The 5,193-nt window shown below is 71.7% G+C and carries 3 protein-coding genes and 1 pseudogene; 2 read left to right on the forward strand and 2 right to left on the reverse strand.

Annotation, left to right across the window (positions count from 1 at the left end):
- Window positions 1-107 precede the first annotated feature (107 nt).
- Window positions 108-209 (reverse strand): annotated as a pseudogene (locus AX737_RS33370) (IS110 family transposase); the annotation flags it as partial.
- A gap of 199 nt (window positions 210-408) precedes the next feature.
- Here AX737_RS33370 and AX737_RS16935 point away from each other — a divergent pair.
- On the forward strand, window positions 409-2,406 hold the full coding sequence (locus tag AX737_RS16935) for an EAL domain-containing protein (RefSeq protein ID WP_066923446.1): 1,998 nt from the start codon (window positions 409-411) through the stop codon (window positions 2,404-2,406).
- 12 nt (window positions 2,407-2,418) lie between these two features.
- On the opposite strand, the gene AX737_RS16940 is transcribed toward AX737_RS16935, so the two are convergent.
- Window positions 2,419-3,540 (reverse strand): class I SAM-dependent methyltransferase, encoded by a 1,122-nt coding sequence (locus tag AX737_RS16940; protein WP_066923449.1) that lies wholly within the window; start codon window positions 3,538-3,540, stop codon window positions 2,419-2,421.
- 403 nt (window positions 3,541-3,943) lie between these two features.
- On the opposite strand from AX737_RS16940, the gene AX737_RS16945 reads away from it, so the two are divergent.
- Window positions 3,944-5,176 carry an EAL domain-containing protein gene (locus AX737_RS16945; RefSeq protein WP_280949085.1) on the forward strand — a complete coding sequence of 411 codons (1,233 nt, stop codon included), beginning with the start codon at window positions 3,944-3,946 and terminating at the stop codon, window positions 5,174-5,176.
- The last annotated feature ends 17 nt before the right edge of the window (window positions 5,177-5,193 follow it).

The following is a 5,193-nucleotide window of genomic DNA, read 5'->3' on the forward strand; positions in this document are numbered from 1 at the left end:
GTCATACCCCTCACCCCAACCCTCTCCCTCTGGGAGAGGGGGCGCGGCGCGGTTCCCCGCACACGCCCGAACTGATCGACCGGCGACTGTATTGCGGGTCAAGCGCGGATGTCGCTTTGGGGGAAGGTTTTGTCCTCTCGGACGAGGGCGTTGGCCAGGACGACGAGCCTGCGCCCCGTGGCGACCTTGGCCGGCTTGCCGGCCTCCCTGTACCTGAGGCCAGGCCGTATCAAAGCACGGCCTGGCCTCAGGTACAGGAGGTCGTGTGAGGCCCGGCGGGGGCGGGTCCGGCGGCAGGCCGCGGGACTGGCTGGGGGCGAGTGCGGAAACGTCTGCAACTTTCGGTATCGGTTTCACCCTTCCGAAAGCCCGCCGCCTCTCAATCAGGGCGTGCAGACGGATCCCAGCATGCAGCCCAGCCTCGCGGCCCAGATCGACGGCGAACTCACCAAACGCTGGCACGAGCCGCGCTCGGCGACCCTGCGCGCGCTCTACGTCGAGCGCCTGGGCGAGGCGCAGCGGCGGGACGTGCGCGTCGCCGTCTGGATCGTCGGCATCCTCTACATGCTGTTCGCGGTCACCGACGCGGTGCTGATCGGCGACGTCCTCCTCTACACGGCGGCCGCGCGCCTCGCGATCGGCCTCGGCTTCATCGTCGGGATGGAGCTCCGGATCGGGCGGGGCGTGCCGCTGCCCCTGATCGACCGGCAATGCGCGGCGGCCGTGGTCGTCGGCTACGCGACCTGGCTCTGGCTCTCCAGCTACAGCCATCACCACCTCAGCGCGTCGTACTACATGACCTTCGGGATCATCTTCATGATGGTCTCGAACCTGTTCTTCAATTTCGGCTTCCGGCTGGCGCTGGTCACCTCGGGCGTGATCGCCGCGAGCTTCCTCGGCGCCCTCGCGACGGTTTTCCCGGTCAGCTACGAGTACGCGGTCGCGGTCGGCACGCTCTACCTCTCGACCTACGTGCTGACGCTCTACGTCAACTGGAAGCTCAACCGCGAGCGCTACCGGGTCTTCCTCAACGCGGTCCGGGCCGAGCTGCAGCAGGAGGAGGTGGTCGAGCGCGGCGCGGCGCTCCTGCGTCTCTCCACCACCGACGCGATGACGGGGCTCGCCAACCGCCGGGCGATCGACGAGGCCCTGCGCGCCCACTGGGAGGCGTGGCAGGGGCGCGGCCACGGCTTCGGCGTCGTCCTGATCGACATCGACTATTTCAAGCTCTTCAACGACCATTACGGCCACCAGGAGGGCGACCGCTGCCTCGTCGCGGTCGCCGCCGCGCTGGAGCGCGTCGCGGCGGAGCGGGGCTGCATCGTCGGCCGCTTCGGAGGCGAGGAGTTCATCGTGCTGGCCCGCTCCGAGAGCCGGCGGCAGATGGCGGGGATCGCCGAGGCGATCCGCGGCGCGATCGAGATCCTGTGCCTCCCCCACTGCCAGCGCCCGGACCGCTGCGAGACGATCACCGTCAGCGTCGGCGCCGCCTTCAGCGCGGATGTCGCCGGCAACAAGGTCGAGCGCCTCGTGACGGAAGCCGACCGCGCCCTCTACGCCGCCAAGGCGAGCGACCGGAACTGCGTGCGGGTGTTCGACCGGGACGACCCGGGGCAGCTCGGACTCTACGAGAGCGTGGCCGACCTCGTGCGCACCGCGCTCGCGCAGGACCGGGTCTCCCTGGTCTACCAGCCGATCCTCGACGCGCGCACCGGCGCGGTGGTGGCGGCCGAGGCCCTGATGCGGCTGACCGCGCCCGACGGCGCGCCGGTCTCGCCGGCCGTGTTCATCCCGGTGGCCGAGCGCACCGGCGCCATCGTCGAGCTCGGCAAATGGGCGGTGCGCACCGCCTGCCGCGAGGCGCTCGTCGGAGCGGGCCTGCGGCGGGTCAGCGTCAATGTCTCGGCGGCGCAGTTCCGGGTGCCGGGCTTCGCGCTCGCGGTGGCCGGGATCCTGGCCGAGACCGGGATCGCGGCCGGCCGCGTCGCCGTCGAGGTGACCGAGGGGCACGAGATCGAGACCCAGGACGCGGTGATGCAGGGGCTGGCCGAGCTGCGCGACCTCGGGGTGAAGCTCTGGCTCGACGATTTCGGCACGGGCTTCGCCGGGCTCTCCTGCCTGCGCAGCCTGCCCTTCGACGTCGTCAAGATCGACCGCTCCTTCCTGCACGCGGCCGAGACCCCGCAGGGTGCCCGGATGCTGGAGGACATCCTCGGCCTCGTGCGCAACGCCGGCCCCGCCACCGTGGTCGAGGGCGTCGAGACCGACGCCCAGCGCGCCTTCCTGGCGGCGCGGCCGGTCGACATGCTGCAGGGCTACCGCCTCGGCCGGCCGATGCCGGCCGAGGCGTTCCAGGCTTTCCTGCGCGAGCGGGAGGAGGCACCGGCCCGCTCGCTCTCGGCCTGAGGCGGGACCCGCTCAGGCACGCTCCAGCTCCAGATAGCCGACGCAGCCGCCCGAATCCGCGAAGTAGCGCTGCCCCGCGAGATCCACCTCCGAGATCTCGGCCGCGAAGGCCCGGATCTGCGCCTCGCCGCGGTAGAGGAGCTGCCAGTCCATCACGGCGTCCATGTAGGCCTCCTCGCGCAGGCCCGTGAGGAAGTTCCCGACGAGCAGCCGCCCGCCCGGCCGCAGCAGCCCGAACAGCCGGCGCGTCAGCCGGGCGGCGATCCGGTCGTCGAGGTAGTCGTAGAGGCCCGCCGCGTAGACGAGGTCGAAGCGACCGATCTCGGCCTCCGTCGTCGCCCTGGCGGCGATGAAGTCGCGCACGCTGAGCCGGCGCGCCGCGATGGCCGGCGAGAGGTCGCGGGCGCGCCCGGCCACCAGCGCGAGGCTCGCCCGGTCCTGGTCCGTGGCGAGCAGCCGCGCGATGCGGCCCTCCCGCAGGGCCGCGCTGATCTCGGCCTCCCGCAGATGTCCGCAGGCCACCGCCAGCACCGCGGCGCCGGGCCGCTCCACGGCCGCCCTGTCGATCGCTCCGGCCAGGATCCGGCGGCGCTCCCGCACGGCCGCGCAGGGCGCCGTCCCGGCGGTGACCGCGTAGGCCGCACGGCCGGCCGCGCTCGCGGCCGCCACCGCGGCGTCGGCGTCGGGGTGGCGGTAGATCAGGTCGAGCAGGCCCGCATCGCCGGGATAGCCGCGCGGTCGCGCGAAGGCGTGGCGGGTCAGCGGGCAGGCCTGCATCAGCGCCCCGAGCGGGTGGGCCCGCACGGCCGGCACCGCCACCGCGGCCCAGTCCGCCGGCCCGGCCTCGTCGCGCAGCCCCCGCAGGACCTCGATCGTCCGGTCCGCGAGGCGCGCATGTGCCTCGGGCCCGTCCGCCGCCCCGAGGTCGGCCGCGACCGCGTCGAGCCGCGCGGCGACGTCGTCGACGCATTGCCGCTGCGCCTCCGACAGGAGCGGAGGTGACGGATCGGCTGAAACAGGAAGCGTAAAGTTCCTACCGACCTCGACGGAATCGGAAGGTTTCGGCCAGATCCGAACGGACGTGGCCGCACGCGCATGCCTAGAGCGCAGAAGACGTGCGGGATAGCGGCGCATCTTTTACATCCAATGAACGATCCTGCGCCCTGAAAGAGCTTGGATACGCTCGTTATTGCCCCCACCTGCGAGGTAAGCGGAGTCTGACTGCGATGCGTAGCGTTGCGCCGGATCCGGAAAGGCGTTGTCCACCAAAACCTATGGTTGTTCACACCCGTGATCGGCTACCTGTCCGGGTCCCCCTCGAAACGGTCGTGCGATCGGCCGCGGCCGCGGGCCGCCGGGCCGGTTGGGCCACGGTGTCGCAGGGTGGGTTGATCTGGGTTGCGATCCATAGGGTAGGGGTTGATTCCGCGGGGGGTATGCGGTCTCTCTTCATCGGACCGGCAAGGTTCTCCGAGATTGCTTTGCCGTCGCTCGATAGTTCATTGGCCCAAGTCCGGATTGGATGCTCAGGCGCTCCATGCCGCTCAGTGCGATATTGGATGTTGGTCCCGGTGGCTCCGGTGAGCAGGTTCAGAGCATTCTGAGGGCGGTACGGCGACATCTTGCGATGGATATCGGATTCATTTCCGAGTTCACCGAGAACGACCGCGTGTTCCGCTTCACCGATGGCGAGACACTGCGCAATCCCATCGCGGTCGGCGGGGCGGACCCGCTCCGGCAGAGCTTCTGCCACTACGTGGCGGCCGGCCTGATGCCCGGGCTGCTGCAGGATGCCCGCGAGGATCCGGTCGCCCGCGGCCTGTCGGCGACGGACGCGCTCCCGGTGGGAGCGCATCTGAGCGTCCCGCTCCGCTACGCCGACGGGACCGCCTACGGGACCCTGTGCTGCTTCAGCTTCACGCCCGACCGCACCCTCACCGGGCGGGACCTCAACGTGCTGCGGCTCTGCGCCGACGTCGTCTCGGCCGTGCTCCAGAAGGAGCGCAGCGCCAGCCTCGACCTGGAGGCGCGGCGCGCCCGCATCGCCGACATCCTGGCGAGCCGGGCCATCGACGTCGTCTACCAGCCCGTCTACCGCACGAGCGACGGGCGCCTGATGGCGTTCGAGGCGCTCTCGCGCTTTCGCGCGGCGCCGGAGCGCGCGCCGGACCTCTGGTTCGCCGAGGCCGCCGAGGTCGGGCTGTTGGAGGAGCTGGAATTCCTGGCGGCGGCGCTGGCGCTGCGGGGCCTGGAGCGGATCGACCCCTCGATCAAGCTCACCCTCAATCTCTCGCCGTCGAGCGTGCTGAGCCCGGCCTTCGCCCGCATGTTCGAGGGGGCCCCTCTCCGGCGGGTCGTGGTCGAGCTGACGGAGCACGCCGAGGTGCCCTGCTACGCGGCGCTGCGCGCGGCGCTGGCGCCCCTGCGGGCGCGCGGCCTGCGGCTCGCCATCGACGACGTCGGGGCGGGCCACGCGACCTTCCGGCACGTGCTCGACCTCGCGCCCGAACTGATCAAGCTCGACCGCAGTCTCATCGCGGGGATTGACGGCGATTCCGCCCGCCGCGCGCTCGCCGACGCCCTGACGATCTACGGCCGGCGCATCGGGTCGGAGGTTGTGGCGGAGGGCGTCGAGACCTGGGGCGAGTACGCGGTGCTGAAGGAGATCGGCGTCACCCGCGTGCAGGGCTACCTGCTGGGCCGGCCCCAGCCCCTCGACGCGGCCTGCGGCCTGCCGCTCACCCTGGTGGGACTGGGCGGCGGGGGGTGAGCGGCGCGGGCCGGCCC

Source organism: Methylobacterium sp. CCH5-D2 (assembly GCF_001556475.1).
Taxonomy (GTDB): Bacteria; Pseudomonadota; Alphaproteobacteria; order Rhizobiales; family Beijerinckiaceae; genus Methylobacterium; species Methylobacterium hispanicum.